This window comes from Pedobacter boryungensis (assembly GCF_013204825.1).
Lineage (GTDB): Bacteria > Bacteroidota > Bacteroidia > Sphingobacteriales > Sphingobacteriaceae > Pedobacter > Pedobacter boryungensis.
In genome coordinates, this window is the sequence record NZ_JABMKV010000002.1 from 381,449 (window position 1) to 404,488 (window position 23,040).

At 34.0% G+C, this 23,040-nt stretch carries 22 protein-coding genes; 11 read left to right on the forward strand and 11 right to left on the reverse strand.

The genetic code is table 11. The annotated features are described in order from the left end of the window. The first annotated feature begins 4 nt into the window (after positions 1 to 4). From HQN85_RS08190 to carB, 3 genes are all read left to right on the forward strand, one after another. On the forward strand, positions 5 to 505 hold the full coding sequence (locus HQN85_RS08190) for a hypothetical protein (RefSeq protein WP_173271084.1): 501 nt from the start codon (positions 5 to 7) through the stop codon (positions 503 to 505). A gap of 74 nt (positions 506 to 579) precedes the next feature. Beyond that, entirely contained in the window at positions 580 to 1,143 is a 564-nt protein-coding gene (locus tag HQN85_RS08195; RefSeq protein WP_173271086.1) for a Crp/Fnr family transcriptional regulator, read from the forward strand. 150 nt (positions 1,144 to 1,293) lie between these two features. Then, positions 1,294 to 4,191, forward strand: coding sequence for a carbamoyl-phosphate synthase large subunit (gene carB, locus HQN85_RS08200; protein WP_173271093.1), 2,898 nt, complete (start codon positions 1,294 to 1,296; stop codon positions 4,189 to 4,191). Between the two features lie 151 nt (positions 4,192 to 4,342). Here carB and HQN85_RS08205 read toward each other — a convergent pair whose 3' ends face one another. The 7 genes from HQN85_RS08205 to HQN85_RS08235 form a co-directional block, all read right to left on the reverse strand. Further along, positions 4,343 to 5,296 (reverse strand): DUF3137 domain-containing protein, encoded by a 954-nt coding sequence (locus tag HQN85_RS08205; protein ID WP_173271095.1) that lies wholly within the window; start codon positions 5,294 to 5,296, stop codon positions 4,343 to 4,345. Continuing rightward, positions 5,296 to 5,853: a LemA family protein gene (locus tag HQN85_RS08210; protein WP_173271097.1), complete on the reverse strand. Its 558-nt coding sequence runs from the start codon at positions 5,851 to 5,853 to the stop codon at positions 5,296 to 5,298. Before HQN85_RS08210 ends, HQN85_RS08205 begins: the two co-directional genes overlap by 1 nt. Before the next feature lie 149 nt (positions 5,854 to 6,002). Further along, positions 6,003 to 6,473, reverse strand: a complete 471-nt coding sequence (locus tag HQN85_RS08215) for a DUF4920 domain-containing protein (RefSeq protein WP_173271099.1) — start codon at positions 6,471 to 6,473, stop codon at positions 6,003 to 6,005. Positions 6,474 to 6,824: 351 nt separating this feature from the next. Continuing rightward, positions 6,825 to 8,201: a DNA repair protein RadA gene (gene radA / locus HQN85_RS08220; RefSeq protein ID WP_173271101.1), complete on the reverse strand. Its 1,377-nt coding sequence runs from the start codon at positions 8,199 to 8,201 to the stop codon at positions 6,825 to 6,827. A 141-nt stretch (positions 8,202 to 8,342) separates the two neighbouring features. Next, entirely contained in the window at positions 8,343 to 9,893 is a 1,551-nt protein-coding gene (locus HQN85_RS08225) for an Rne/Rng family ribonuclease (RefSeq protein WP_173271103.1), read from the reverse strand. A gap of 249 nt (positions 9,894 to 10,142) precedes the next feature. Then, positions 10,143 to 11,015, reverse strand: coding sequence for a tetratricopeptide repeat protein (locus tag HQN85_RS08230; protein ID WP_173271105.1), 873 nt, complete (start codon positions 11,013 to 11,015; stop codon positions 10,143 to 10,145). A gap of 6 nt (positions 11,016 to 11,021) precedes the next feature. Further along, positions 11,022 to 11,324 (reverse strand): HU family DNA-binding protein, encoded by a 303-nt coding sequence (locus HQN85_RS08235; RefSeq protein ID WP_055133196.1) that lies wholly within the window; start codon positions 11,322 to 11,324, stop codon positions 11,022 to 11,024. A gap of 168 nt (positions 11,325 to 11,492) precedes the next feature. Here HQN85_RS08235 and mutY point away from each other — a divergent pair, with 168 nt between their 5' ends. Continuing rightward, on the forward strand, positions 11,493 to 12,542 hold the full coding sequence (gene mutY / locus HQN85_RS08240; protein ID WP_173271107.1) for an A/G-specific adenine glycosylase: 1,050 nt from the start codon (positions 11,493 to 11,495) through the stop codon (positions 12,540 to 12,542). Between the two features lie 12 nt (positions 12,543 to 12,554). Continuing rightward, a complete protein-coding gene (locus tag HQN85_RS08245; RefSeq protein ID WP_173271109.1) occupies positions 12,555 to 12,980 on the forward strand; it encodes a single-stranded DNA-binding protein in 426 nt (141 codons plus the stop codon). Between the two features lie 51 nt (positions 12,981 to 13,031). Here the strand turns inward: HQN85_RS08245 and glmS are convergent, their stop codons facing one another. The 3 genes from glmS to HQN85_RS08260 all read right to left on the reverse strand — a co-directional run bounded on the left by glmS (position 13,032) and on the right by HQN85_RS08260 (position 17,218). Further along, positions 13,032 to 14,870, reverse strand: a complete 1,839-nt coding sequence (glmS, locus tag HQN85_RS08250) for a glutamine--fructose-6-phosphate transaminase (isomerizing) (protein WP_173271111.1) — start codon at positions 14,868 to 14,870, stop codon at positions 13,032 to 13,034. An 81-nt stretch (positions 14,871 to 14,951) separates the two neighbouring features. Next, complete coding sequence (locus HQN85_RS08255; protein WP_173271113.1) at positions 14,952 to 16,367, reverse strand: DUF4270 domain-containing protein; 1,416 nt, start codon at positions 16,365 to 16,367, stop codon at positions 14,952 to 14,954. A gap of 26 nt (positions 16,368 to 16,393) precedes the next feature. Further along, the gene (locus HQN85_RS08260; RefSeq protein WP_173271115.1) at positions 16,394 to 17,218 is read right to left on the reverse strand and encodes a glycogen/starch synthase; all 825 of its coding nucleotides are present in this window, start codon (positions 17,216 to 17,218) and stop codon (positions 16,394 to 16,396) included. Positions 17,219 to 17,367: 149 nt separating this feature from the next. Between HQN85_RS08260 and panC the strand changes: the two genes are divergently transcribed. From panC to HQN85_RS08275, 3 genes are all read left to right on the forward strand, one after another. Continuing rightward, positions 17,368 to 18,216: a pantoate--beta-alanine ligase gene (gene panC / locus HQN85_RS08265; RefSeq protein WP_173272545.1), complete on the forward strand. Its 849-nt coding sequence runs from the start codon at positions 17,368 to 17,370 to the stop codon at positions 18,214 to 18,216. Positions 18,217 to 18,308: 92 nt separating this feature from the next. Beyond that, positions 18,309 to 18,659: an aspartate 1-decarboxylase gene (gene panD, locus HQN85_RS08270; RefSeq protein ID WP_173271117.1), complete on the forward strand. Its 351-nt coding sequence runs from the start codon at positions 18,309 to 18,311 to the stop codon at positions 18,657 to 18,659. 473 nt (positions 18,660 to 19,132) lie between these two features. Further along, entirely contained in the window at positions 19,133 to 20,272 is a 1,140-nt protein-coding gene (locus HQN85_RS08275; RefSeq protein ID WP_173271119.1) for an acyl-CoA dehydrogenase, read from the forward strand. Between the two features lie 72 nt (positions 20,273 to 20,344). Here HQN85_RS08275 and HQN85_RS08280 read toward each other — a convergent pair whose 3' ends face one another. Then, positions 20,345 to 20,692: a phage holin family protein gene (locus tag HQN85_RS08280; RefSeq protein ID WP_173271121.1), complete on the reverse strand. Its 348-nt coding sequence runs from the start codon at positions 20,690 to 20,692 to the stop codon at positions 20,345 to 20,347. Between the two features lie 87 nt (positions 20,693 to 20,779). On the opposite strand from HQN85_RS08280, the gene HQN85_RS08285 reads away from it, so the two are divergent. The 3 genes from HQN85_RS08285 (at position 20,780) to nusA (ending at position 23,026) form a co-directional block, all read left to right on the forward strand. Further along, positions 20,780 to 21,205 carry a hypothetical protein gene (locus HQN85_RS08285; RefSeq protein ID WP_173271123.1) on the forward strand — a complete coding sequence of 142 codons (426 nt, stop codon included), beginning with the start codon at positions 20,780 to 20,782 and terminating at the stop codon, positions 21,203 to 21,205. A 117-nt stretch (positions 21,206 to 21,322) separates the two neighbouring features. Next, positions 21,323 to 21,787 (forward strand): ribosome assembly cofactor RimP, encoded by a 465-nt coding sequence (gene rimP / locus HQN85_RS08290; RefSeq protein ID WP_173271125.1) that lies wholly within the window; start codon positions 21,323 to 21,325, stop codon positions 21,785 to 21,787. Between the two features lie 3 nt (positions 21,788 to 21,790). Further along, positions 21,791 to 23,026 (forward strand): transcription termination factor NusA, encoded by a 1,236-nt coding sequence (gene nusA / locus HQN85_RS08295; RefSeq protein ID WP_173271127.1) that lies wholly within the window; start codon positions 21,791 to 21,793, stop codon positions 23,024 to 23,026. Positions 23,027 to 23,040 lie beyond the last annotated feature (14 nt).

Genomic DNA, 23,040 nt, shown 5'->3' on the forward strand with positions numbered 1-23,040 from the left:
CAATATGGAAAAGATGAATAAACTACCTGATATCGAATTTATTAAAGCAATGTTTATTGTGAATGCACTTTCGTTAATTACAACTTTGTTTTTTGCCTATAAATACTATTTTGCAAATGCTGGAAAGGGCATTGATGATTTTCTATTTGTTTTGGCTGTTCTTTCATTGCCCTCTTTTTTTGCAGCAATCGCCGCTTCAAAATTTATAAACCATAAAGAAGTTAGAATATGGCTCATTGGAGGACTAATTTGTACAATATTTTGTGGCACATATGTATATCTTGGAGTATTAGATAATAGCCTGTTGTTAGGATTAGTTTTAATAACAGCTCCTTTAGCTGTTTGTTTTATGGGCGCCCTCATTTTTTATAAAAACCTAAAAATATTTAGAACAAACATATATTGTATATTTTTTCTTTCGACTTTAATCGGGGCTGGGCCAATAGTCTTGCTCTTTGTTGTAGGAGGGTTTGCCTGGATTTGGTCTCTTTTTTATAAGGGCTAATATTATATTTCTTTGAAATAATAGGGATAGATAACATCGTTATTTTCCCATTTTTGTGTAAATTGGTTGGACCTATGGAGATCTTCTTAAAAAATGCACAACAAATTCATCCCCTATCTACTGAGCTTATTGAACATTTATCCACAGTTGTAAAAGTGCTTAAATTGAGTAATGGACATATTCTTTTAAAAGAAAGAGATATAGCTAAACACATTTACTTTATTGAACAAGGATTTGCACGTTGTTATTACATGAAAGATGGAAAAGACATAACTCAATGGTTTATGAGCACCGGAGATGCCATGATTTCTGTTTTTAGCTTTTTTAACCAGACGCCTTCTCTCGAATATATCGAACTCCTTGAAGATTCTGTACTTTTATGTACAAGTTATGCCGACCTGCAAGAGCTCTATCGAAAATTTCCAGAATTTAATGTCATAGGGCGAGTATTAACAGAAAAATATTACATATTAAGTGAAGAAAGAGCCATTGCTTTGAGAAGTATGACTGCCCAAGAAAGGTATGCTGATTTATTAAAGAAACACCCTAAAATTCTACAGAAAGCAAGTCTTAAACATATTTCATCTTATCTCGGAATTGCTCCTGAAACTTTAAGTCGTATTAGGGCTAAAAAGTAGTATAAAATCTTTAAATTTTATCCAAATATTCAATTCAAAAAACCTATCTTTGCATCCCGACAGAGCAGTTGGGATTTTCATTTTATAGCAGGAATTCTCCCAGCTACCAGTCAAATTGACTATTACTTTAGACTTTTTTAAACCCCCACAATGCCTAAAGACACCTCCATACGCTCAGTACTTATTATCGGATCAGGACCTATTATTATTGGTCAAGCTTGCGAATTTGATTATGCTGGTTCACAAGCCGCACTTTCGCTTAAAGACGAAGGAATTACAGTTTCCATTATCAATTCTAATCCGGCAACCATTATGACCGATAAAGTTATCGGTGATCATGTTTATTTGTTGCCTCTAACCTTAGAATCGATTGAGCAAATTTTAACTGATCACGCAACTAATCCAAACCTTCCTAAAATTGATGCTGTATTACCAACAATGGGTGGTCAAACAGCCTTAAATCTTTGTGTTGATGCAGAGGAACGTGGCATTTGGAAGGCACATAATGTAAAAATTATCGGTGTAGATGTAGCTGCAATTGATAAAACGGAGAATAGAGAATCTTTCCGTCAGTTAATGGTAGATATAGGTGTTGGTGTTGCTCCATCAAAAATTGCAAACTCTTATTTAGAGGGAAAAGAAGCAGCCCAGGATATTGGGTTTCCATTGGTAATTCGCCCATCATATACACTAGGTGGTTCTGGTGGCGGTTTTGTGCATAAAAAAGAGGATTTTGATGCTGCCTTAAAACGTGGCTTAGAGGCTTCGCCAACACACGAAGTCTTAGTAGAAAAAGCAGTTTTAGGTTGGAAGGAATACGAATTGGAATTGTTGAGAGATGGTAATGATAACGTAATCATTATTTGTTCTATCGAGAATTTTGATCCAATGGGAATTCACACAGGAGATTCGATCACTGTAGCTCCTGCCATGACATTATCAGACCGTTGTTACCAGGAAATGCGCAATCAAGCTATAAAAATGATGCGTGCCATTGGTAATTTTGCTGGCGGATGTAACGTTCAGTTTTCTGTAAATCCAGATAACGATGATATCATTGCGATTGAAATTAACCCTCGTGTTTCTCGTTCATCAGCCTTAGCAAGTAAGGCAACAGGTTACCCAATTGCAAAAATTGCAGCTAAGCTAGCTATCGGATATAACTTAGACGAGATTGAAAATCAAATTACCAAAACTACTTCTGCATATTTTGAACCAACTTTAGATTACGTAATCGTAAAAATCCCCCGTTGGAATTTCGATAAATTTAAAGGTGCAAACATGGAACTAGGTTTACAGATGAAATCTGTAGGCGAGGTAATGGCAATTGGTCGTAGTTTTATTGAAGCTTTACAAAAAGCCACTCAAAGTTTAGAAATTGGCAGAGCTGGTTTAGGTGCAGATGGCAGACAAAAAAGGAATATCGAAGAAATCATGCATGGCTTAGAGCATCCAAGTTGGAACCGTTTGTTCCTGATCAAGGATGCGATGAGTATGGGTGTACCTTTAGAATCTATACGTAAAGTAACTAAAATCGATAAATGGTTCTTGTCTCAAATTCAAGAATTGGTAAACTTAGAAGTTGAACTTAAACGTTACTCACTAACTAATATTCCTAAAGATTTCTTCTTCAACTTAAAGCAAAGAGGTTTTTCTGATATTCAAATTGCATACGTTTTAGGTAATGTAACGGAAGATGAAGTTTACAATCGCCGTAAAGAATTAGGAATTAAACGTGTGTATAAAATGGTTGATACATGTGCAGCGGAGTTTGCAGCACAAACACCATATTTTTATTCAACTTTTGAAGAAGCACCAATACAAATCTCATTAGTAGGTAATGAAACGCTTTCAAATGGTGATGAATTAGGCACAAATGAGTCAATAGTTTCTGATAAGAAAAAAGTAATTGTTTTAGGTTCCGGTCCAAATAGAATTGGTCAGGGAATAGAATTTGATTACTCTTGTGTACACGGATTATTAGCAGCTAAAGAAAGTGGTTTTGAAGCGATTATGATTAATTGTAATCCAGAAACAGTATCTACAGATTTTAACATGGCCGATAAATTATACTTCGAGCCAGTTTTCTGGGAGCACGTTCGTGAAATTATAGAGCTAGAAAACCCCGTAGGTGTAATTGTTCAGCTTGGTGGACAAACAGCACTAAAGATGGCTGAGAAGTTACATGAAAACAATATCAAAATCATAGGTACAGCTTATAACGACATGGATATTGCTGAAGACCGTGGTCGTTTCTCAGATTTATTAAAAGAATTAGATATTCCATATCCAAAATATGGTGTAGCTGAAAACGCTGAAGAAGCAATTGTGGTTGCAAATGAAGTTGGTTATCCAGTTTTAGTACGCCCGAGTTATGTTTTAGGCGGACAAGGGATGAGCATTGTAATTAATGATGAAGATTTAGAAAAAGCGGTAGTTAAGTTATTGGGAGATTTACCTGGCAACAGAGTATTAATTGACCATTTCCTAGACAGAGCAGAAGAAACTGAATCAGATTCGATTAGCGATGGAACAGATGTACATATTGTTGGTTTAATGGAACACATTGAACCTGCTGGTATTCACTCTGGAGATTCTAGTGCAGTTTTACCACCTTTCAGCTTATCAGAAAAGGTAATTGCTGATATGGAAACCTACTCTAAAAAAATTGCAAGAGCTTTAAATGTAATTGGATTATTAAATATCCAGTTTGCAGTTAAAGATGATAAAGTATATGTTATTGAAGCAAATCCAAGAGCTTCTCGTACGGTTCCTTTCATTGCAAAAGCATATGATGTACCTTATATTAATATTGCGGCCAGAATTATGTTAGGTGTAAACAAGTTAAAAGACTTTAACATTGTTCGTAAATTAAAAGGTTATGCAATTAAGGAGCCTGTATTTTCTTTTGATAAATTCCCTGAAGTGACGAAAGAGTTGGGCCCAGAGATGAAATCAACAGGAGAGGCTATCCGTTTCATTAAAGATTTAGAAGATCCTTATTTCCGTAAGTTATATAAAGATAAATCGATGTATTTGTCGAAATAAGATAAAAGTTATAAAGAGCGAAAGTCAGTAAAGCATAAATCCCTTAGCGTAACGTTAAGGGATTTTTTATTTATTGTATTTGTCATCCAGAGCATAGGGAAGCAATTTTACATCGCCGCAAGATGCTTCGTACCTCGCAATGACGATTTCACTATTGTTTAGTCCAAATTCTGGTATTCAAATCTAGTTCTCGTACAATATCATACATGAAAGTTAGCACAGACATGTCATCGTCCAATAAATCTGGTTTTAATAATGTTTTAAAAACAGGCGGTTCGAAATAATTTTTATCCAGTGGGAAAGCAATATACATCCTAGTATCGATGAACGACAAAGATATGGTGTAAGCCGATCGCTGATTGAGGTCGTTAATTTTTTCCATCATTGCTGGAGTTAAAATATACCGAGCTTCAATTTGATCTGTGCTGTATATTACGAAGTTCTTATTAAAATTCTCATTTTCAAGTTCCACCACATTTTTATCGCCAAAAGAATACACGTTTTTAGAGAACCAAGCACCAATTTTACTTCCAAAATTTTTGGGTCTTACTACAGTGACACCATTAAAGTTTTTGTTAAAATCTGCAGTAAATATTATACCTTTTAAAATATCATGCCAAGTGACCTGTCTACCATTTTTAGTCTGAACCTCAGTTTTATATTCTGCATGCACTTCTGCAAAATAGAAGCTCGTTTTGTCGATTTTTCCACTTATTAAATCTTCTGTATTGTACCGATCTGGAGATGTAGTAAAAAGTTGTGAAGATGTAAATTCAGACTCTACAATCCCACGGTTAGGATCTAATGTTAAACTTTTATCTACTGAATTTAAAGCAGCACCAATTACTTCTTGTTTAAATCGACTTTTGTAATTAGAAACACTTTCGCCAATGCGAAATAAAATTATAGCACCCGGAATTGCAATAATAAAGCCTACAATTGCAAGTATAGCGAGACCTAATACAACTCCAATAACGAAACAAATTATACCAAAAACAATAAAGCTCCAACCTTGTAGTTTATTGGAAACTATTTTTTTTCGTTGAATTTCTAATTCAGCAACTACTTTTTGTACAGCTGGAGGTAGCGTGAAATTTGTTGACATTAATTATTAAAAAGCTCTTTAGCACTTACGTTTTTACGCTCTTCTTCTGCAGTCTCTAAAACTGCTATTGGCTGATAACCCAACATACCTGCAAACATATTTCCTGGGAACATCATTACAGCATTATTGTAAGTGGTAACAGACGAATTGTAATTTCTTCTAGCAGCAGCTATCTGCTCTTCACTTTCAGTCCAGGTACTTTGTAAGTTTAAAAAATTTTGATTAGCCTTTAAATCAGGGTAATTTTCTACGCTTACCATTAAGCCTTTTACTGCACTTCCAATTTGTTGATCTAACGCTAGTTTATCGCTCTCACTAACATTAGTGCCTAAAGCTTTACCCCTTAATTCGGTAATTTTAGTTAGCGTATCACCTTCATATTCCATGTATTGCTTTACGGTTTCCACTAAGTTTGGAAGTAAGTCGAAACGTTTTTTAAGCATTACATCTATTGCAGAAAATGCGTTTGCTACTTGGTTTTTTTTGCTAATTAAGGAATTGTATATGCCAATGCCAATAATTAAAACGGCAATTGCGAGTATAGCTACAATGATCATAGTCCAGTTTGGTTTAAGGTTTTTATAAATATAAAAATTATATAAGCATATAGATGTAGAATTGTACGAGCTGTTACAATGTATCGTAAAAAAACCCTACTCCGGAGAGAGCAGGGTTCAATCAATCAATATTAAAAAGGAGAACCTTTCTAATCCTCCAAAATTACAACTCCTTTTGCTTCAAACACAATTTCTTTTTTAGGTTTTGTGATTTTTGCAATTTCTTCAGCAGATTTCTTTGCATCTTCTGCAATATGTTTTAAGTCTTCAACAGATGTTTCTGTTCTTTCTGCAAAACCATCAATTACTACTTTTTTACCTGCTAAATCTTTAGGCATGAAAAAAGCGTAATCTTTAAAGTTTACACGGATAGTTTCACCATTTGGTGCTTCTAAATTCATAAAACAACCCTTTTTTTGGCAAACTAAAGTTACTAAACCCGTAACTTTCATGTCTTTTTTGGTTTCTTCGCCAAGTTTTGCATTTACTTCTGCAGTTGTAATTACATTTCCTTTTTTAACACCTTCACCAAAAGATTTTCCTACAAATGAAGTTGCATCTTGTGCAAAAGCAAATGCGGTAAACATACACAAGGCTAGACTTAAAATAATTTTTTTCATTTTCTTTATTTTTAATTGGGTATACTCTTATCTATCTGATACAAAAATATTTAAAATCTTTTTAAATAAGGAATGTTCTTCATAAAATAGGATTGAAAAAAATCCCCACTACTTAAAAGCAGTGGGGGTCAATCATCCCTATTTATTAGTAATCATGAATACCAATGCTAAGTGATATGCAATAGCTTATCCAAATTGGAGATTAGATGTAGAATATTTATAATTAACTGATCGTTAATAGATTAAATATGCATCTTTTAGAATTCTACATTGAGTTTTCTTCTTTTGTTGTAGAGATATGTACCAGAAAGTCATATAATGGGTATTTTATTTCCTAAATAAATGAAAGAGTTACCCAAAAAGTAAAGAGAAAACTTCTTCAATTTTACTAACTGTAATTATCTGTATTTTAAATTTATCTTTCACCAATCCTTTTAGGTTATAGTTTGAGATAAATATTTTTTCGAATCCTAATTTTTCTGCTTCTGAAATACGTTGCTCTATCCGATTTACTGCTCTAATTTCTCCTGATAAACCCACTTCTGCTGCAAAACAAACCTTAGATGAAATAAAAATATCTTCATGAGACGAAATAATAGCCGCCATAATACTTAAATCAATTGCAGGATCTTCAACTTTAATTCCTCCAGCAATATTTAAAAAAACATCTTTTGCGCTTAATCTAAATCCACATCTTTTTTCTAATACGGCAAGCAACATATTCATTCGCTTGGTATCAAAGCCGGTAGCAGATCGTTGCGGAGTTCCATAAGCGGCAATGCTAACTAAGGCCTGAGTTTCAATTAGCATTGGTCTAGCGCCCTCTAAAGTTGCTCCAATTGTGATTCCACTTAATTCTTCATCTCGTTGAGAAAGTAGAATTTCTGATGGATTTGAAACTTCTCTTAATCCACTGCTTTGCATGGCATAAATTCCTAATTCTGCAGCAGCTCCAAAACGGTTTTTAATCGACCTTAAAATTCTATAGATATGATGCCTATCTCCTTCAAATTGTAAAACCGTATCTACCATGTGTTCTAAAATTTTAGGCCCTGCAATTGCGCCATCTTTTGTAATATGGCCAATTAAAAAAACTGGTGTATTGGTTTCCTTTGCAAAACGCAAAAGTTCTGCTGTACATTCTCTAACTTGAGATACACTACCGGGAGTAGATTCAATATGCGCAGAATGTAGTGTTTGAATGGAATCGATAATTACAATTTCTGGCTCTAGCTGTTCTATTTGCTTAAAAATATTTTGCGTTGAAGTTTCGGTTAAAATGTAACAATCTGCTTTGGGGTTAGTAGTAATTCTTTCGGCCCGCATTTTAATTTGTTGCTCGCTCTCTTCTCCAGAAACGTATAATACTTTTCTGCCCGCTACATTAAGTCCGACTTGTAACATTAAAGTCGATTTACCAATTCCAGGTTCGCCACCAATTAAAATAACTGATCCTGCAACTAATCCCCCGCCCAATACTCTATCTAATTCTGCATCTCCAGTGGTAGTTCTTTCTTCTGTTGCACTTTGAATTTCTTCAACCTTACTTGGTTTGCTTAATCTTTGTGTACCAGTGGGTGACTTCCAAGTTGGAACGTGTGCGGCGCCTTTATCAATAATTTCCTCTACAAAGGTATTCCATTGATTGCATGATGGACATTTGCCCAACCATTTTGCAGATTCATAACCACAACTCTGACAGAAATATGCTGATTTTGTTTTAGCCAATTTGATTTAAGATTAACGATTTCTGGATAACGATTTGTTAGTACGAATTTAGATTTAATCGACTTAAAAATTTTGAAAATTTATAAACAATAAAAAAGCCTGATTTTTTAGAAACCAGGCCTTCAGTTTTACGTTAATTGTTTATAATTTAATCTCTTCGTCTTTTGAAGATAAAAAATGAAACTCAGTCAGGTTATAAGAAGATACTGATCTTATCTTAATACGTTGACCAAATTTGAAGAACCATTTCCATTGTAAAGAAATAAATCCTTTTTTAATGAAGGCTTCAATATAAGGATGCACACAAAGTGTAATATTCTTTTCATTCTGCTCTTGCAAAATATAAGTTAAATTACTTTCTATATCATCCATTAAAACAATACTAGCTTTAATTTCTCCAGTACCATCACATGTAGGGCATTTTTCTACCGTTACAATGTTCATTTCTGGTCTAACACGCTGACGAGTAATTTGAACTAAACCAAATTTACTTGGTGGTAAAATGGTATGTTTAGCACGATCAAGTAACATCAAATCGCGTAAATAATCAAAAAGCATTTTACGGTTAGTTGGTTTGTGCATATCAATAAAATCGATTACTACAATACCACCCATATCTCTCAATCTTAATTGACGAGCAATTTCTTTAGCAGCTTCTTTATTTACTTGAAGTGCATTTTCTTCTTGATTTTCTTTGCTAGCCGTTCTATTACCACTATTTACATCAATTACATGTAAAGCCTCAGTATGTTCTACTACCAAATAAGCTCCACCAGCAAGATTAACTGTTTTACCGAAGCCATTTTTAATTTGTTTTTCTACACCGAAATGCTCGAAAATTGGTTCTTTGTGTTTGTAATGTTTAACGATTTTCTCCATTTCTGGCGAAATCTCATGTACATAAGAACGAATATCTTCAAACAAGTTTGCATCGTTTACATAAACATTTGCAAAATCGGTGCTTAAAATATCTCTAATTAGGGTAGAAGTACGATCCATCTCTCCCCAAACGCGTTTAGAAGGTTCTGCATCAGGCAACTTTTTCGTAAAGTTTTCCCATTTAGATACAGAATCCAATAAATCTTTTTGTAATTCGGTAACTCCTTTTCCTTCAGAAACAGTTCTGATAATTACTCCAAAGTTTTTAGGCTTTATACTTTCAATAATCTTTTTTAAACGATTACGTTCGGTATTGCTTTTAATTTTCTTAGAGATCGATATCACATTAGAAAAGGGCACTAAAACTATATATCTTCCTGCAATAGAAAGATCAGAGCTTAATCTAGGGCCTTTAGTAGAAATAGGTTCTTTAGCAATTTGAACGGGTAGGATCAAATTTTTACTGACGATTTCGGATATTTTACCCGCTTTATTAATGTCAGCTTCTAATTTAAAATTATCTAATAAAGTACCATTGACTGTGCCGTTACGCTTAATTTTAGTAAGCTTTATTAAAGATTGTACTTGTGGGCCTAAATCGAAATAATGCAAAAATGCATCTTTCTCATAACCTACATCAACAAACGCAGCATTTAAACCAGGCATAATTTTTTTAATGCGGCCTAAATAAATATCGCCAACGGCGTAATTGTTGTTAATGTGTTCCTTATGAAGTTCTACAAGATGTTTATCTTCAATTAAAGCTATGGTTACTCCCGTAGGAGTCGAATCGATTATTAATTCCTTTACCAAAAGCTACAGATTTTAAGGCAATTTAATGCCTTATTACACATGGACTAAAAAAACATTGAATCCAAAAATAAATACCCGAATTATCAGATATTTATTTTTGATCAATACACTATAGGAAAATCCTATTTTTTCTTGTGTCTGTTTTTTCTTAAACGTTTTTTACGTTTGTGTGTAGCCATTTTATGTCTTTTTCTTTTTTTACCGCTTGGCATAATTTTAAGTTTTTAATGTTTTTATTAATTCTGTTAATTAACGTTTATTCTTTAACTCAGCAACCTTAGTGTCAATCCATTTGGATAATGTTGGGTTAGCTGCTAATTTCTTGCTATTTAAATAAGCGTCTATTGCTTCTTTGTTATTGCCTAAATTTTCATTAGCAGTAGCTAAATAAAAATAAGCATCTGGTGTAGCCTTAATATTGTTAATTATATCGTTAAAACGAATAATTGCTTTATCAAATTGACCAGATTTAATTGCGAACATGCCTAATTGCATATTAGCCTTAAGGTTTTTAGGATCTTTTTTAACTACATCCAACAACATTGCTATACCTTGCATTGGCGCACCTAAACCATTAACGATCGTAGTTCCTAAACCGGTTCTTGCATCACTGCTGGTAGAGTCTATTGCTAATGCTTTAGTAAAAGCTGCATTTGCTTTTTGCAACATAACAGGTTGAAGTAAGCTATCTTGCATTGCATTATCAAACGCTTTTAAAAAGCGAGTTCCAGCATTTAACCAATTTGTTAATGTTGGTTCGCCATTTGCAACCACTTCTAAATACATTGCACTTGGAGCAGCTTGCTCAACATCATCCCATTTTTGAGCCAATTGCTTAGCTTGTGTTGTTTTTTCTGATCCTGAAGCGCTATTATAAGCGTTTTCTAGAGCAGATATTTCTTTTGAGGTAGCATTGCTTACTAAGTTTTTCGCAGTAGCTGATACTTCTTCAATAGTTAATTGTGTAGTAGTTGAATTTGCGGTACCTTGCTCAGTTGGCATTTTACCTGCTTCATCCTTTGGTTTTACTAAACCTTTAATTTCTCTAGTAAACAAAAATCCAACAAGCAATAAAATTGCAATAATGATAAAAACTTGTTTTGAACGGATGTTGTTTAACATGATGAATTAAGCTTCTGCTTTAACTTTTTTAGAGTTGTTTTTTACTTTATCAACAAAAACTTTTGCTGGTTTAAAGCTTGGAACAAAATGCTCTGGAATAATAATCGCAGTGTTTTTAGAAATATTTCTAGCAGTTTTTTGAGCTCTCTTTTTTACAACGAAGCTACCAAATCCTCTTACGTAAACATTTTCTCCGCCAATCATGCTGTTTTTGATTACCTTGAAAAATGCTTCAACTGTTTCCTGTACATCTACTTTCTCAATTCCTGTTTTTGTTGATATTTCTGAAATAATATCTGCCTTAGTCATATTTTTCTATTATTAAGTTATTGTTGTTAAATTTTATAACTGTTTTGGGGTTGCAAAAGTATTGCTTTTTAATGAGATAGGAAAATAAAAGATGATTTATTTATAATCAAACTTATCATGTTAATGCAATTTTGGTGAAATGATATATTTTGATCGTATTTTTGAGGAATGGATTTCCAAAATGAAATTGTAAAATGGTATAAAATTAATAAGCGTGAGCTTCCATGGCGTAATACTACAGATGCTTATGTAATTTGGCTATCAGAAATTATTTTGCAACAAACACGTGTTGAACAAGGATTACCTTATTTTAATAAATTTTTAGCTCATTTCCCTACGGTTAGTTCTTTTGCAGAAGCAACCGAAAACCAAGTATTAAAGCTTTGGCAAGGTTTAGGTTATTACTCGCGGGGTAGAAACATGTTGTTTACTGCCAAACAAGTAATAGAAAATCATGATGGAATATTTCCCGTTCAGTACGAAAAGCTAATTCAATTAAAAGGAATTGGTGAATATACTGCTGCAGCCATATCATCTTTTGCTAACAATCAGGCTAAAGCAGTGCTAGATGGAAATGTCTTTAGGGTATTGGCAAGATATTTTGGGATTGGAGAGCCTATAAATTCCACAGTTGGAAAAAAAGTGTTTTCAGAACTTGCTCAAAGCTTAATCGAAAATCAAAGCCCATCCCTATATAATCAGGCCATTATGGAGTTTGGGGCCTTACAATGTAAACCAAAATCGCCTCCATGTAATATATGCCCTTTACAAGTTAATTGTTATGCCTATAAAAATAACAAAGTAAATGATTTGCCTCTCAAATTAAAAAAGGTTAAGGTTAAGGAGCGATGGTTTAATTATTTTGTTGGAATACATAATGGCTATGTTTTAACTAAGCAGCGCAAACCTGGAGATGTTTGGCAACATTTATACGACTTCCCTCTAATTGAGACAGATGGTAAACCTGATTTTGAAGACGAATCGTTTATTGTATCTGTAAAAAATACCTTCGGAAAAAACGTTAGAATTACGCCTATAATACAAAAAAAGCACTTATTAACCCACCAAATTATATATGTGCAATTTTTTGGTTTAGATAATTATATTGTTAACTTTAATCTACATACAGACATTAAATCTGTTTTGCTTGAAGAGTTTGAAGAATTTCCACATCCTAAAGTAATAAGTGATTTTATTAGCCTGTATTTAAAAAACTAATCAAATATATCTATGTCTGGCATTAACAAAGTTATTTTAGTGGGCCATCTGGGTAAAGATCCAGAGGTTCGGCATTTAGAGGGTGGGGTCACGGTAGCAAGTTTCCCTTTGGCTACCTCAGAAACGTACAATAAAGATGGTAAACGTGTAGAACAAACAGAGTGGCACAACATTGTCTTATGGAGAGGTTTAGCGGAAGTTGCCTCAAAGTATCTTCAAAAAGGGAAACTAGTCTATATTGAGGGTAAGTTGCGCACTCGTTCTTTCGAAGACAAGGAAAAAGTTAAAAAGTATGTTACTGAAGTGGTAGCAGAAAACTTTACAATGCTTGGCAGAAAAAGTGATTTTGAGAATACACCAGCTAACAATGGAGGTACGCCTAAAAGTGAGGATGATTTTGTAAGTCCAGTAGATGAAACTGGAGATTTACCCTTTTAACGCTCAAAACTTATTTAAACAAAAGGCTCGATATTTATCGAGCCTTTTGTTTTATTCTACTGTTACAGATTTTGCTAAATTTCTAGGTTGATCAACATTGCAGCCTCTTAATACGGCAATATGATAAGATAATAGTTGAAGCGGTATCGTTGCTAATAGTGGTAAAAACGCTTCACTAGAATCAGGAATTTCAATGCAATAATCAGCCATCTTTTTAACCTCAGTATCACCTTCGGTAACAATGGCAATAACAACTCCTTTTCTTGCCTTAACTTCTTGAATATTACTAATTACTTTTTCATAAGATGAGTTTTTAGTAGCAATAACAACTACTGGCATTTCTTCATCAATCAAAGCAATAGGGCCGTGTTTCATTTCTGCTGCAGGATAGCCTTCTGCATGAATATAAGATATCTCTTTTAATTTTAAAGCACCTTCTAATGCTACTGGGAAACCACTTCCTCTGCCTAAAAACAGGCAATTTCTTGAGTCCTTAAATTTTTCCGAGATTGCTTTAACAATATCATTCGATTGAAGGGCGACTTGAATTTTATCAGGAATGCAATCTAACTCAGTTAAAAGCTCTACTAATTTCGAATTAGAAATAGTTCCTTTTTGTTGTGCCATGTAAAATGCCATCAGTGTAAGAACTGTTACTTGAGCAGTAAATGCTTTAGTAGAAGCAACACCAATTTCAGGGCCAGCATGTGTATACACACCAGCATGGGTAATTCTAGGGATAGATGCGCCAACAACATTACAAACACCGAAAATAGTTGCACCTTTTTCTTTAGCCATTTCTATAGCCGCCATTGTGTCGGCAGTTTCACCAGACTGAGAAATAGCAATCACTACATCTTTTTCGGTAATAATCGGATTCCTATATCTGAATTCTGATGCATATTCTACTTCAACTGGGATACGAGCATATTCTTCAATTAAATATTCTCCCACTAAACCAGCATGCCATGAAGTACCACAAGCAACTATAATAATACGATCTATGTTCTTAAGCTTATCTGCAAACTCTTTAATTCCACCCAACTGTACTTTCCCTTCCTCCGGATAGATACGCCCTCTCATACAGTCTCTTATTGACCTAGGTTGCTCGTAAATTTCCTTCAACATAAAGTGATCATACCCACCTTTTTCAAGCATTTCTAATTGAAGCTCTAATTCTTGTATGTATGGAGTTTGAATTACATTGTCTAATCTTTTAATTAAAAGCTCATCTCTTTTTACATAAGCAATTTCATTATCGTTTAGATAAATAACATTTTTAGTGTATTCTATAATAGGTGTAGCGTCTGAAGCGATAAAATATTCTCCTTGGCCAACTCCAATAACCATTGGACTTCCTTTTCTAGCGGCTATTAATTCATTAGGATTATCCTGATCCATTATAACGATCGCATAGGCGCCACTAACTTCGTTCAAAGCCAGCCTAACCGCCTCTAGTAAGTCTACTTCAGCATTCTTATAGATTTCTTCTACTAAATGGATTAGAACTTCGGTATCTGTATCACTATTAAAAGTATGACCTCTTCTTAAAAGCTCTTCTTTTAAGGTAGCATAATTCTCAATAATTCCATTATGGATAATACTTAATCTTCCATTGTTGGAAGTGTGAGGGTGTGAATTTCGATCTGATGGTGCACCATGGGTTGCCCAACGCGTATGACCCATGCCAATTGTGCCAGACAAATTTTTGCCTACAGAATAATTTTCGAGTTCTTGAACTTTTCCAGCTTTTTTATAGATGTTTAGATTGTCATCATCGATTAACGCAATGCCCGCACTGTCATAACCTCGGTATTCTAATCTTTTTAGTCCTTTAATTACAATTGGCCAGGCCTCACGAAACCCAATATAACCTACAATTCCACACATAAATTTTTTCTGTTAAAATAAGAAATCACTCAAAAGTATTGCTTTTGAGTGATTAATCAAACGGTTGCGTGAAATAAATTTTTAGTTTATTTTAGTATAATAGATATTCAATTTCATCAAATTATCGCCTGCAACAGGAGACTTTTTAAACGAGCCAATTACCGATCTTGCCGCAGTAGAAATAGATGGATAAATTTGATATTCATTGGTAGGCGTTGTCGCCAAAAAGGTGCCATAATCTGTAGTTTTTCCATCCAATAAATCTTGGATATAACTAGTTACCACAAAAACATATTGTTTAGTTACCGAATTATAATATCCGCCAAAAATCCTTGGGTCCAACGAGCGAGGGTCTCCACTAGTGTACTGTGTTGCTGCGTTATTATCGGGTACATTCTGTCTTTGCTCTGCAATATCATATCTATAAAGTGAAAGTCTTGGAGCTGCACCATAAGGAAGCACATCTGTTCCTGTACTCACATCTATTACCAACTCTGCTTTGTTAATCACAATCTTACCAATATTAGCTGCAAATTTGCTTAGATAAGGGAAAGTAATTTTATTTCTTAAACCAACTAATGGCTGTAAGTATGTTACGGGTTGCTGCACTGTTGGGGCAGCTAATTGATTGGCAACTGGAGTGCCAGAATAATCATGTTTAATAGTTGCTGCAACAACAGGGTTAACAATTGGGAAATTAATGGAAACCGTATCTTTTAATGTAGTAGTAGTCGCATTTTGCTTTTTATAATATAACACTAGTGCAGAAGTAGTACCTGCAAAATCAAAGAAAGCTATACCTCCATTACCAGTGGAGTTTGTTTTATTTATTTGAACATGTAAACCATTAAAAGCCCCATTAAAATCCGAGTTAGTTTTTAAACTCGCCGAACTCAAATTGGCAATATTATTTTGAATAAATGTTTTATCCAAAGGTATTCTTATCTGTGGTGTAACAGTTTTTAATGTATCAGCTTTTCCAACTACAATGTCGTTAACTTTATATTTAGTTGTTGGATATAATTTTCCAGTTTTATTTCCTATCAATTGATTATTGTAAGTCCAATTTCTATTACTTAAAAAGGAAGATTCTTTTGAAATATTAATATTTAACGGATGCACATCAATACTATACGTTAATGTGCTATCTCCATAAAATTCACTACCATAATTTAAAACTAAAATTGCTGAATCGATAACAGGCGTAGTTCCAAAATCGTACGCATCATTTGGTAAATTAACAGCCATTGCTAAACTCGATTCAGTTGTTCCAAATAGTGGATCTTTCATATAACCTAAAGGATGCCTAACGGCAGAAACAGTAGATATTTCATCCTCTTTTATAGTACGGGAGGTAATTGTAATCGAATCGACTAAAGAACCTTGTATTGCGCTACTAGGGTCTACTTCTAGTCCTATGGTTGACGTGTTTTCGCATGATGCGAAAAGAAAAAGACTTATCAACAGGGTTAATAAGTCTAGTTTTGAAAATTTCATATTTAATATTAAAATAATGCTCGCTTTTAAGCTACTGAAACCAATTCCTCATCAGAGATTTCTTCATAAAAACTGAAGAAGTTCTCGTAATTTTCGGTTAAATTAAAGGCTAAAGTTGGCTTATTAGAATCTTTAACAAATTTTAACACATCTTTATCTAAGTTTTCGTCAGCCAAAACAACGGCGTCAGAATGGGTTATTGCCCCCATATGCAAGCTGTTACAGTCTGCGTTAATAAATGCTTTTGTATCCTCTTCGGTCATGTTGTTCATTACCGCTTTTTTATGCAAATCAGCATTTAAGGTTTCAGTAAAGCAATTCTCGTAAACAGAATATACTACTTTAGAATTTTTAAATGTAGGATCGTTTTTATAAGTTGTTTTAATGTAAGCAGGTACTAAAGATGTCATCCAGCCATGGCAATGAACAATATCTGGTGCCCAACCTAATTTTTTAACAGTTTCTAAAGCGCCTTTGCAAAAGAAAATTGTACGCTCATCATTGTCTGCATAAAACTTGTTTTCCTTATCTCTGAAAACATATTTTCTTTGAAAATAATCTTCATTATCTAAGAAATAAACTTGCATGCGTGCAGCAGGAATTGATGCAACTTTTATAATTAACGGATTATCATTATCGTCAATAATAATGTTCATACCAGATAAACGGATAACCTCGTGTAACCTGTTTCTTCTTTCGTTAATGTTGCCAAACCTTGGCATCAAGATGCGGATTTCAAATCCTTTTTCTTGCATTGCTTGTGGTAATTGACGGGTAATTTCTGAAATTTTAGTGAGTTCGAGGAAAGGCGACATCTCGTGTGTAACAATCAGTAGCTTCGTTTTTGCCATCTCCATAGTGTATATTAAATTATGTTAATTTAAAGATTATCAAGGGGCAAAGGTACGCATAATATTAATATTTATCAATAACTTGTGCAATAGGCTTTGTAAGTTTTAGATAAATGTTCAACTTTGAGCCTTTAAAACCAATTGGTAATTTGGAAATTATACATACAATCTCAGCGCTGCAATTACTGTTAACGCCATTGCAGAAGACAAAATCTAAAATAGCACTGGTACCTACAATGGGTGCGTTGCACAAAGGTCATTTATCACTTATTGAAATCGCACAACACCAAGCTGATATAGTAGTGTGTAGCATTTTTGTAAATCCTACCCAATTCACAGATCCTAAAGATTTAGAAAAGTATCCGAGGCCACTAGAACACGATATAAAAATGTTAAGTGATGCTGGTTGCGATGTCGTATTTATGCCATCGGTTAAAGAAATGTATCCTACCTTTCCAAATCCAGAAAATTGGCATATCGATTTGGGTAGTGCAGAATTTTTGCTAGAAGGAGAATTTAGGAAAGGTCATTACCAAGGTGTTACACAAATTGTGAAAAAACTGTTTGATGCGGTACATCCAGATATTGCTTTTTTTGGTCAAAAAGATTTCCAGCAGGTGCTAATGATTAAAAACATGGTGAAGTATTTTAACATGCCTGTAGAGATTGTTTCCTGTCCTATTATAAGAGAAGATGATGGATTGGCCATGAGCTCTAGAAATATCCATTTATCTGAAACTGATAGAAAAAATGCTTTAGTATTAAGCAAAGCGTTACAATACGTGAAGGATAATTTTAAGCAGTTGAGTTTAGTACAATTATTAGATGGGGCTAAAACGATGATGAATGAAACTGAAGGTGTTGAATTAGACTATTTTACTATTGCGGATGGGGAAACTTTATTGCCTATCGAAAATAAAACAGCTAAATACCCCGTTGCACTTGTAGCTGCAAAAGTGGGGCAAACAAGGTTGATAGATAATATGCTTTTGAATTAGAATGTTGTAAGATTGTAAAGTTGTAATGTTTAAACCTTCCAAGCTTTCAACTTTCCAATTACTTAACAAAAACTTATTGCTAACTTTGCACTATGATTATCGAGATTCTTAAATCGAAAATACACCGTGTTAAAGTAACGCAGGCAGAATTAAACTACGTTGGCAGTATTACAATAGATGAAGATTTATTAGATGCGGCTAATATTATCGCAAATGAAAAAGTTCAAATTGTAAACAATAACAATGGCGAACGTTTTGAAACCTACGCAATTAGGGGTGAGCGTGGTACTGGTACTATTTGCCTAAATGGTGCTACCGCTAGAAAAGTTCAAGTTGGCGATATTTTAATTATCATGTCTTATGGCTCTTTACCTATAGAAGAGGCGAAAAAATATCAACCCATTCTTGTTTTTCCAGACGATAATAACAAACTCTTGAAATAAAATTCTTCTTTGGAAATTTTAAGTTTTCGCACATTAACCACGTGGTTTTAAATGTCCGAAAATGTCTGTACTTGTCCGGAAATGTCAGTAAAAAAGTGATCTTGTCCTAGAGTTGTTCGAGGATTGTCCTAGGTTTGTTCTGCTCAAAGGGCATTTTTCAGGAGAAATGTAGGAGAAGACTGGGAGAAGTGTGGGAGAAATGAATGCTAAATTTTGAATTTAAGCCTGCTTAAAAATTATCTTTGGGTTAGCTGAACAAAAGCTAAATGAAGGCGACTAAGTTTGGAGAATTTCTCTCTAAATTATTGTTCCGGCAATAATTACAACAAAAAGCAACTAAAATCTGACTGTCCTAAGCGGCTGTGTTAAATTTACACTTCATCCTATTTTAGGTAAAAAATTACTATGCAACCATAGTAATTTAATTTAGAAATACTAAATTTGGAAAATCTTACCATTTATAAATCATAATTATGCTTTTTGAGTTAAGCGAAGAACAATTGATGATACAGCAGGCTGCTAGAGATTTTGCCCAAACAGAATTAAAGCCTGGAGTTATCGAGAGAGATGAACATCAGAAATTTCCAACGGAGCAGGTTAAAAAACTGGGCGAACTTGGATTTTTAGGAATGATGGTTGACCCGAAATATAATGGAAGTGGCATGGATGCTGTTTCATATGTTTTGGTGATGGAAGAGTTATCAAAAATTGATGCTTCTGCATCGGTAGTGGTTTCTGTAAATAATTCATTGGTTTGCTACGGATTAGAAGCTTATGCAAACGAAGCACAAAAAGAAAAGTATTTAAAGCCATTAGCTTCTGGAGAAAAAATTGGCGCTTTTTGCCTTTCTGAGCCAGAAGCAGGTTCTGATGCCACATCTCAACAAACTACCGCTGAAGATAAAGGGGATTATTATTTATTAAACGGCACAAAAAATTGGATTACAAATGGTAGTACTGCAAGTACATATTTAGTAATTGCACAAACGCATAAAGAATTGAGACATAAAGGTATTAATGCTTTTATTGTAGAAAAAGGGACACCCGGATTTACCATTGGTCCGAAAGAAAATAAGTTGGGTATTCGTGGCTCTGATACACATTCATTAATGTTTAATGATGTGAAAGTTCCAAAAGAAAATAGAATTGGAGAAGATGGATTTGGATTTTCTTTTGCAATGAAAACCTTAGAAGGCGGTAGAATTGGTATTGCAGCCCAAGCATTGGGTATCGCAGCAGGCGCATATGAGTTAGCGCTTGAGTATTCGAAACAACGTAAAGCTTTCGGTAAGCCAATTTCAGATCATCAAGCAATTGCTTTTAAACTTGCGGATATGGCTACACAAATCGAGGCGGCTAGGATGTTGGTTTATAAAGCAGCTTGGTTAAAAGACCAAGGTCAATCTTATACCTTGGCTGGTTCTATGGCAAAATTATTTGCAAGTAAAGTAGCCATGGATGTTACAGTTGAAGCGATACAAATACATGGAGGTTATGGCTTTGTAAAAGAATATCACGTAGAACGATTAATGAGAGATGCAAAAATCACGCAGATTTATGAAGGCACATCTGAAATTCAGAAAATGGTAATTAGCCGAAGCATTTTATCATAAATAGTCAGAAGTTTTTAGTCAGAAAGTCAGAAAGTGATTTAGAATCTCTTTCTGACTTTTCGGTCTTGCCGACTAATTTTTCTCTACTCCAAAAATAGAGTCCAATATCATTTTAATAATTGATACAGCTATGGCCAGAATTGCTGCAGCTAAGAAACCAGTTGTATTAAATCCGGTCATCCAGCTATCTACCAATAAAATCATTAGTACGGTAATAATAAATGAGATTAAACCTAAGGTTAATACATTTAGAGGGAATGTAAAAATTCTTAAAAGTAATCCAATAGTGGCATTGGCTACTGCAATTAAAACGGCAGCAATAATTGCACTACCATAACCATCTACGCTAACACCAGGGACAATATATGATCCAAACATCATAGCCAAGCCCATTAGTAAAATTTCTAATATTAATTTCATCTTTTTTATATATTTATTTAATTGTTAATTGTGGTCTTTAAGATTAAAGAATTTAATCCTAAAGGGTTTATAATGTTAATTTAGTAAATGTTTAAATATTTAAAACTATCAATTTGGCTTTTATGCCTTACCTTGATTAGCTGTAATACAAATAGTAAGCCATTATCAATCCATTTTTCTAAAGATAGCAGCGCAGTTGTGATTAGCAATATTGAGCCGGCAGGTCTTTTGCAGCTTAAAAATAACATAAATACAGATACGGCGTATCAAAATTTAGTATCGGTTTTACAAACCCCTGCTGATGATGATTCGACAAGTATGGAAGTTGAATGGCCTGGAAAATTGAGTATTACTGGTGATAGTTTAGTATTTACTCCAGCAAATCCATTTATAAAAGGCAAATCATATTTGGTAGAAACAATGTTAAATACACAATTTGCTAGGGGTAAAGAAATTATAAAATCTGAGGTTGGGCATAAGGTGAAGGCTCAACAACAAATTTTAAGGCGATAATAAATAGCTCATTTGTAGGCTTTTTTATTTTTTTGAAAAAATATTCGTACATTTGCACCGTAATAGAGGAAGAAGAGGGGACAGAGTCCCCTCTTTTCTTTTACAACAAATTAGGATATGCAGGTAGAAAAAAGAGTTAAAGAGCTTGTAGAGGAAAAGATTGCGGATAGACCTGAACTGTTTTTGGTAAACATCAAAATGCTGCCAAATAACAAACTTATTATCCATGTAGATGGTGATGAGGGCATAAGTATTCAGGATTGTGCAGCAATTAGTAGGCATGTTGGGTTTCATTTAGAAGAGGAAAACACAATTGAAAAGGCTTACAATTTAGAAGTTTCGTCTCCAGGAGTTGGTGAGCCACTTCAATTAAACCGTCAATACCATAAAAATATTGGCAGAGAATTGAGCGTTAAACTTTCCAATGGAGAAAAAAAAGAAGGCAAATTGCTTTCAGTTGATGATAATGCAATCTCGATAGAAGAGAAAGTTAAGGAAAAAGGTAAAAAAGCCCAATTGGTAGAAAGCCAAATTGAGTTTAATACAATAGTAGAAACAAAGGTTTTAATTTCATTTAAATAACAAATGAGCAATATTAATTTAATCGATTCATTTCAGGAGTTTAAAGACTTCAAAAATATCGACCGCCCTACAGTAATTAGTGTGCTGGAAGAGGTATTTCGCAGTATGTTGCGTAAAAAATATGGAACAGACGAAAACTGTGACGTAATTGTGAACCCAGATAATGGCGATTTGGAAATCTGGAGAACTAGAAAAGTAATGGAAGATGGGTTTTCGGAAGATGACGACTTAGAAATCGAACTTGCTGAAGCGAAAACGATAGATCCAGATCTAGAGGTTGGAGATGATCACATTGAGCAAATTACATTAGAAAGTTTTGGTCGCAGAGCGATTTTAGCAGCTCGTCAAACCCTTGTTTCTAAAGTATTAGAATTAGAGAAAGACGAAATCTTCAAAAAATATAAAGATAGAGTTGGTGAGATTGTAACAGGTGAAGTTTACCAAGTTTGGAAAAAAGAAACTTTAGTATTGGACGATGAGGGCAATGAGTTAATGATGCCTAAAACTGAACAAATTCCAGCAGATTATTTCAAAAAAGGAGATTCGGTTCGTGCTGTAATTTCTAAAGTTGATATGGTGAATGCAACTCCAAAAATTATCATTTCTAGAATTGCACCAGAGTTTTTACAACGTTTGTTCGAAATTGAAGTTCCAGAAATTTTTGATGGTTTAATTACCATTAAGAAAATTGTTCGCGAACCAGGAGAACGTGCTAAAGTTGCTGTAGAAAGTTACGATGATAGAATTGATCCGGTTGGTGCTTGTGTTGGTATGAAAGGTTCTCGTATTCACGGAATTGTAAGAGAATTAAAAAATGAAAATATTGATGTTATTAATTTCACAAACAATATTTCACTATACATTCAACGTGCTTTGAGCCCTGCAAAAATCACTTCTATTAAATTAGATGATGTTACAAAACATGCTTCAGTTTATTTAAAACCAGATCAGGTTTCATTAGCAATTGGTCGTGGTGGTCATAACATTAAATTGGCAGGTAAATTGACAGGATATGAAATTGATGTTTATCGCGAGGCTGGAGAAGAAGATGAAGATGTGGATATCGAAGAATTCTCGGATGAAATTGATAGCTGGATTATTGATGAGTTAAAAGCAATTGGTTGCGATACTGCAAAAAGTGTTTTAGCATTATCAGTAGATGAATTAGTAAAACGTACCGATCTTGAAGAAGAAACGATCAAAGAAGTGATTGCAATTCTTCAATCGGAATTTGAATAACGTGTTATGCTTGA

Coding starts and splice junctions, on each gene's coding strand:
- panD (WP_173271117.1), top strand. CDS start 18,309: ATGATTATCGAGATTCTTAAATCGAAAATACACCGTGTTAAAGTAACG.
- HQN85_RS08210 (WP_173271097.1), bottom strand. CDS start 5,853: ATGATCATTGTAGCTATACTCGCAATTGCCGTTTTAATTATTGGCATT.
- nusA (WP_173271127.1), top strand. CDS start 21,791: ATGAGCAATATTAATTTAATCGATTCATTTCAGGAGTTTAAAGACTTC.
- glmS (WP_173271111.1), bottom strand. CDS start 14,870: ATGTGTGGAATTGTAGGTTATATTGGGTTTCGTGAGGCCTGGCCAATT.
- HQN85_RS08280 (WP_173271121.1), bottom strand. CDS start 20,692: ATGAAATTAATATTAGAAATTTTACTAATGGGCTTGGCTATGATGTTT.
- rimP (WP_173271125.1), top strand. CDS start 21,323: ATGCAGGTAGAAAAAAGAGTTAAAGAGCTTGTAGAGGAAAAGATTGCG.
- HQN85_RS08245 (WP_173271109.1), top strand. CDS start 12,555: ATGTCTGGCATTAACAAAGTTATTTTAGTGGGCCATCTGGGTAAAGAT.
- HQN85_RS08275 (WP_173271119.1), top strand. CDS start 19,133: ATGCTTTTTGAGTTAAGCGAAGAACAATTGATGATACAGCAGGCTGCT.
- mutY (WP_173271107.1), top strand. CDS start 11,493: ATGGATTTCCAAAATGAAATTGTAAAATGGTATAAAATTAATAAGCGT.
- HQN85_RS08230 (WP_173271105.1), bottom strand. CDS start 11,015: ATGTTAAACAACATCCGTTCAAAACAAGTTTTTATCATTATTGCAATT.
- carB (WP_173271093.1), top strand. CDS start 1,294: ATGCCTAAAGACACCTCCATACGCTCAGTACTTATTATCGGATCAGGA.
- HQN85_RS08260 (WP_173271115.1), bottom strand. CDS start 17,218: ATGGCAAAAACGAAGCTACTGATTGTTACACACGAGATGTCGCCTTTC.
- HQN85_RS08190 (WP_173271084.1), top strand. CDS start 5: ATGGAAAAGATGAATAAACTACCTGATATCGAATTTATTAAAGCAATG.
- HQN85_RS08205 (WP_173271095.1), bottom strand. CDS start 5,296: ATGTCAACAAATTTCACGCTACCTCCAGCTGTACAAAAAGTAGTTGCT.
- HQN85_RS08195 (WP_173271086.1), top strand. CDS start 580: ATGGAGATCTTCTTAAAAAATGCACAACAAATTCATCCCCTATCTACT.
- HQN85_RS08215 (WP_173271099.1), bottom strand. CDS start 6,473: ATGAAAAAAATTATTTTAAGTCTAGCCTTGTGTATGTTTACCGCATTT.
- HQN85_RS08255 (WP_173271113.1), bottom strand. CDS start 16,367: ATGAAATTTTCAAAACTAGACTTATTAACCCTGTTGATAAGTCTTTTT.
- HQN85_RS08235 (WP_055133196.1), bottom strand. CDS start 11,324: ATGACTAAGGCAGATATTATTTCAGAAATATCAACAAAAACAGGAATT.
- HQN85_RS08285 (WP_173271123.1), top strand. CDS start 20,780: ATGTTTAAATATTTAAAACTATCAATTTGGCTTTTATGCCTTACCTTG.